This window comes from Okeania sp. (assembly GCF_983059655.1).
Genome location: NZ_CEZPJD010000404.1, coordinates 1416 through 6931 on the forward strand (window position 1 = coordinate 1416; position 5516 = coordinate 6931).

2 protein-coding genes are annotated in these 5516 nt (G+C 36.0%); one reads left to right on the forward strand and one right to left on the reverse strand.

The features are described 5' to 3' along the window. The coding region (locus tag AC3DU7_RS20420) for a two-partner secretion domain-containing protein (protein ID WP_488041140.1) at window positions 1–3736 on the reverse strand (3736 nt) is incomplete at its 3' end. 332 nt (window positions 3737–4068) lie between these two features. Between AC3DU7_RS20420 and coaE the strand changes: the two genes are divergently transcribed. Beyond that, window positions 4069–4701: a dephospho-CoA kinase gene (gene coaE / locus AC3DU7_RS20425; protein WP_488041141.1), complete on the forward strand. Its 633-nt coding sequence runs from the start codon at window positions 4069–4071 to the stop codon at window positions 4699–4701. Window positions 4702–5516: the final 815 nt, after the last annotated feature.

Genomic DNA, 5516 nt, shown 5'->3' on the forward strand with positions numbered 1-5516 from the left:
TTTGTTCCTCTGAACTATTAATTGAGGATGCTGTTGTTTCTACAATAGGGGTTGTAGGTTCAGAATTATCTAAAACTGGTGAGTTTGATTCGTTGTTGGGGTTTTGAGATACTATCTGTATATCTTGATTTGTGTTTGAGGGTTCTTCGTTACCTACTTCTTCTTGGGAAATTTGAGTTTGGGGTTCCTCTATATCTATACTTTCTATACTTTCTGACTCCTCAACTAATTCTGGTTGAGTTTCAGTAATGGTAGTGGTTTGATTTTCATCAGAATTACTAGATTCTGTTGATTCTGGTTGAGTGACATTTTCAGGGGTTGATGCTTCTGAGTGAGGTTGATTTTCTTGACTTTCTGATTCCGTTGCAGGTTCAGTAGACTCAGATGTAGTCTCATTAGACTCAGAATTTTGTGGTTGAGAGTTTTCTACTTCTTTTAGTTCAAAACTACTAGGTAGAGAGCGATCGGGTAAAACTGTTGATGTTCCATCTGTAATTGCCCCTACAGAGCCATTAGTTGTAGCATCTCCGACGATAAAAGGTGTATTTCCAGCACTAATAGCAATATTCCCTCCAACTACCTCCCCTGCGGTAGAAATACTAGCAATATTCTGATTTTTGTCTAAAAAAGTACCTCTTATTCTGAGAGTGTCACCTGTAATAATTTCGACATTGCCTCCATTATTTCCACCTTCTGCTTGTATAGAGATGACCTCGATACCGTTTTCCGCATTCAGTTTAACTTCTCCTGCATTTCCTGGTGTAGCGCTAGAATTTATTCTACCTATAGTTATGCGATCGCCTGCTTGTAGATTAATATTTCCCCCTGCTGTTGTTCCTATGGTTGTTAGTTGTCCCGTTTCGATGGAACCACTACCACTGATAATATCAATATTGCCAATACTATTATTTGATGTATTTGCCGTCACATCTCCAGTCTTAACATTGCCTTGAATACTGGTAATACTAACACCTGTGGATGTGGAAATATTGCCAGTGGAAATATCACTATTAGTATTTATAGTAATTTGGGCATTATCTACCCCAGTTATTGTACCTGTACCTGTAATTGTTTCTGCTTGAATAGCTGTGGGGTCATTAAATACAACTCCATTTTGATTACTATTTTCTGTAGAAGCAATAGTAATATTGCCAGAGTTTTCAGATTTTCCGATAGTAATAGACTCAAAACCATTTGCCAAAGTTGCCAAATCTCCTGTTGTCAGGTGTAGGGGCAAATTGCCGTTTGTTCCTTCTATATTTTCAAAGCTTCCCAGAGTAATATCTTGATTTTCTGATGCTTGTTGTAAAATGAGTCTCCCATTGCTACTTACACTATCTTCTCCGCCTAAAAGGTTAATTTCATCTCCAGTAATAGTAATGTTGCCAGTTTCTCGACTACCGCTTGATGTTGATATTCCTCGCAAGTTGAGAGTATTTCCAGCTCTAATATCGATATTCCCACCACTTTGCGTACCTTCAGCATTAATGCTTTCTGTATCAATGTTAGTAGCAGTATTTATAGTGATATTCCCACCCCTAGAGTCTCCACTCGCATCAATTTCTCCAGTCGTAATATTTCCCTGTGTTGTAATATCAATATTTCCACCACTTTGCGTACCTTCAGCATAAATACTTTCTGTATCAATAGTAGTAGCAGTATTTATAGTGATATTCCCACCACTAGAGTCTCCACTCGCATCAATTTCTCCAGTTGTAATATCTCCCTGTGCTGTAATATTAATCTCTCCACCATTACTTTCTACTGTCGTATTTGAATTAGTAGTAGATAAGTTATTAGTCATCACAAAACCTTGACTACTGGTGAGATTAAGTTCTCCTCCTTCTGTTTTAATATTTCCAGTACTTATCGTCGTCCCAGAAATATTAACTGCTGCTCCTTGAGTATTAATAGTATTTTGTGAGTCTATTGTAAAAGACCCTAAACCATTTTGGTCACTATCTGCAACAAATGAGATTTCACCTTTAGTATTAGCAAAGTTTAATTGAGTTTCAGATAAATTGTTGATAGTAATATTATCTAATGCTTGAAAAGTAATATTTGTACTATCTGATATGCTTTCTATTGATGATTTTGATATTTGAGATTCTGTTGCCGTTTCTCCTCTTAAAGGATTATCTGCTACCTCAATATTTGTATCTACAATATTAATATTTTCAGCCTTAAATGATAAACGGCTCAATAAATCTGGAGAACCTAAATTGATAGTACCATCAAAAATTAAATTTCCTTGACTAGAAACTTCTACTAAATTTTTACTGGAGTTTTGTTCTGCTGATGTAGCCTGTTCTTCTCTACGACCAAGAGCTTCTATTTTTCCAAAAAAGCTAGTTTCTTCATCACTCCAAATAACTACATTACCACCTTCACCTTTAAAAGAAGTGGCATATATTTCTGTCCTTTCATCCACATAAGTACGAGTAGCATTAGGAACTGTTTCTAAACCTGGAGCATCTCCACCAATTCTAATATTGCCACTACCATAGAAACCAGAAGCATTAAGTTTGGCATTAAATAATCCTACTTTTTCTCCAAAAATATTAATTTTACTTGTATTTGCCAATTCCGAATTTTCTGCCAAAGAAATATCAAGAGAACCAGATACAATTGTTGTCCCTGCATCTGTAGGAATTACTTGATTAGAACCTGTCAAAACTACTTCATTATTATCATTAACTCTAACTCCAGTAGCAGTTTCCATCACTTCACTATTACCTGTTAAAAGTTCTGGTATAGATAAGGGATTTAAACTGTGTAATTCTTCTGGTAAATCATCAGAACTTTCTCCATCTTCTGTCGCTATTTCTAAATTTAATAAACGCCCTTCTTGACTAATACGGACTAAACTTTCTCCAGGAACTGCAGAGATTGTAATTTCACCGCCTGGTGCAGAAATCTTACCTGTATTAATAATTGTCCCACCCAATAAAGTGACACTTTCTCCTGCTTTAACAGTCAGCTCACCTTCATTTAAGATTACTCCAGGATTCGTCATTGGGAAAGAAAAAGCACTAGGATTTCCTGTTAAAATATCGTAGTTATTTTCACCTATGCTATTGAACCAACCAGAGTCAAAAGCAATACCTGAACCAGTAGTTACGACAAAAGATGCAGGGATATCCAATCTAGCATTTGCACCAAAAATTATACCCGCAGAGTTCATCATCAGTAAGTTAGAATTGCCCCCTGTTACCTGAATTAGACCATTAATTATAGAAGCATCTCCACCAGTGACACGAGTTAGAATATTTTTGATATTTGGGTTAGAGATAAAGTTAACAATTTGATTTTCTTCTACATTAAATCTCTCAAAGCTATGGAAAAGATTAGTATTATCTTTTGATTGCTTTCCACCTGTAATATCAAAGCGAGTTTGAGAGGAATCTGGGGATGGTGTTACTGGAGTTACTACTGTATTGGTTGAATTTGCTTCGGGAACTATTGATTGAGCTGATGCGATTTTAGCGGAAAAAATTTTCCATGGAATCTTCCCTAACCTACCATTATTTTCGCTGTTATAGAATGGTAGGAGGGCAGCAGTATCAAATAATACCCAAAGTCCAGTTAGGGGGACAGCTATGAGAATGTGGTAAATTTTATCAAAATAATTGGGTCTAAAAGCCTGCCTTTTAAGGCGAAATGTTTTTGGAGTCTTGCTTAAATCCCCGTTACAAAGACAACTTCTGACTTCCTTAAAGATGGGTGCATAGTTCATTGGTTTATGACTTTTTATCCCTTATCATACAACTACTCTTTCGTCAAGATTTTTGACCCTCTAGTTATTAAATTACATCTAACTATCAAACAAAATAGCTATTATATCGCAAGGAGCGAGTTGGTGTTTGACTTACGTTGACGATCAACCTGAGACAGAAAAAAGCTTTTTTTACTGCTCTCTGTTCCCTTTTCCCTGCTATGGAGAAAATTTCTATTTGAACTACTTTACTTTACATTTCTACTGTAGTCTAAAATTTCAGTAACTTGCTTGTAACTTTCACTGAAAGTTCGGCTCTATCTATACTATTTTTAACTTTTGACTTTTTTATGATGCGTCTCATTGGTTTAACTGGGGGTATTGGTACAGGAAAGACTACTGTATCAAATTATTTGCACAAAACTTACCATCTCCCAATTTGGGACGCAGATATTTATGCCCGCAAAGCTGTACAACCAGGTTCATTAATTTTAGAGAGTATAGTAGAACACTATGGCAAAAATATATTGTTACCTAATGGTAATCTTAATAGGCAAAAATTAGGAGAGATTGTTTTTAACAATCAAGAGGAGTTATTCTGGCTAGAAAAACAAATTCATCCTGATGTACGCGATCGCTTCGAGCAGAATATTCAGCAATTTGTCGTCAAAAGTAATGACACTGGGTATCATAACTCCGAGAAATACCCCACAGCAGTATTAGTAGTACCATTGCTGTTTGAGGCCAAAATGACTGATTTAGTAACAGAAATTTGGGTTACATATACTTCACCTCAACAACAAATAGAGAGATTGATGCAACGCGATCGCTTGACTCAAGAACAAGCTTACACTCGAATTAATCATCAAATGCCCCTAAAAGATAAGTGTCAACAAGCGGATATAGTTTTGGACAACTCCTCAAGCTTAGAAATTTTGTTGAAGCAAGTAGACTCAGCGATCGCTCATCCCTCATCACCTGAATAATCGATTTTCTGGTCGCAAATTTTAGGTAAAGACACCGAATTGTATCCTGAAAACATTGTATAACTTTTGTATTAGGTAGTAGAAACTCCTTTGATGGACAATGGACAACTGCTATGAGTCTCTGCCTATTTATTTATATTTCCATCGTAATTTTGACGATTTTATTCCGTAATATCTGCAGCTGGCAACTAAATTACTCAATCTCAAATGTTCAACAATCTTTCGTTCAAGTTAGGGTGTACTGTGATGAGCGAGGTAGTGGGCGTGGCGAAGTATAGGTTATTGGTTACAATAGTTAGACCCTTGTGGGTTTTTCTATCGAAAAGTACCAGTAAAGAGCGATTTCCCAGCATCCTACTTATGTCGTATCAACTGTAGCACTACGCAAATAGGTTAGGACATTTATCAATGCTCAAACGAGCGTCAGATATTACTTTTAACTTTTGACTTGCGTGTAGCGCTATACTTTCTTATTTTATAGTTATACCAAATTTAGAAATCACTAGTATACTGATTACGGTGTTGAACAATTAACTATGTTTTGAAAAGCTTGTGGTAAATATTTATGCTGGGTCTGTAGAGGTAGAGCGACAAAATCCTTTTCGTATCATACACCTGCAAACTCAGTTCCTCCCCAGGAAGCTAACTCTTAACTGATTCAAGTATGATATCAAATCTGTTAGCTTCTGAGTAATACTATGTCTGGATGATTTAAGTATAATAAAAATATTCTACTCAAGAGATCTCGAAAGTATATCTTAAGTTTGTGTACCATTTCCAGTATTAGCTCTTGAATTTACACCTATGACCTGTTA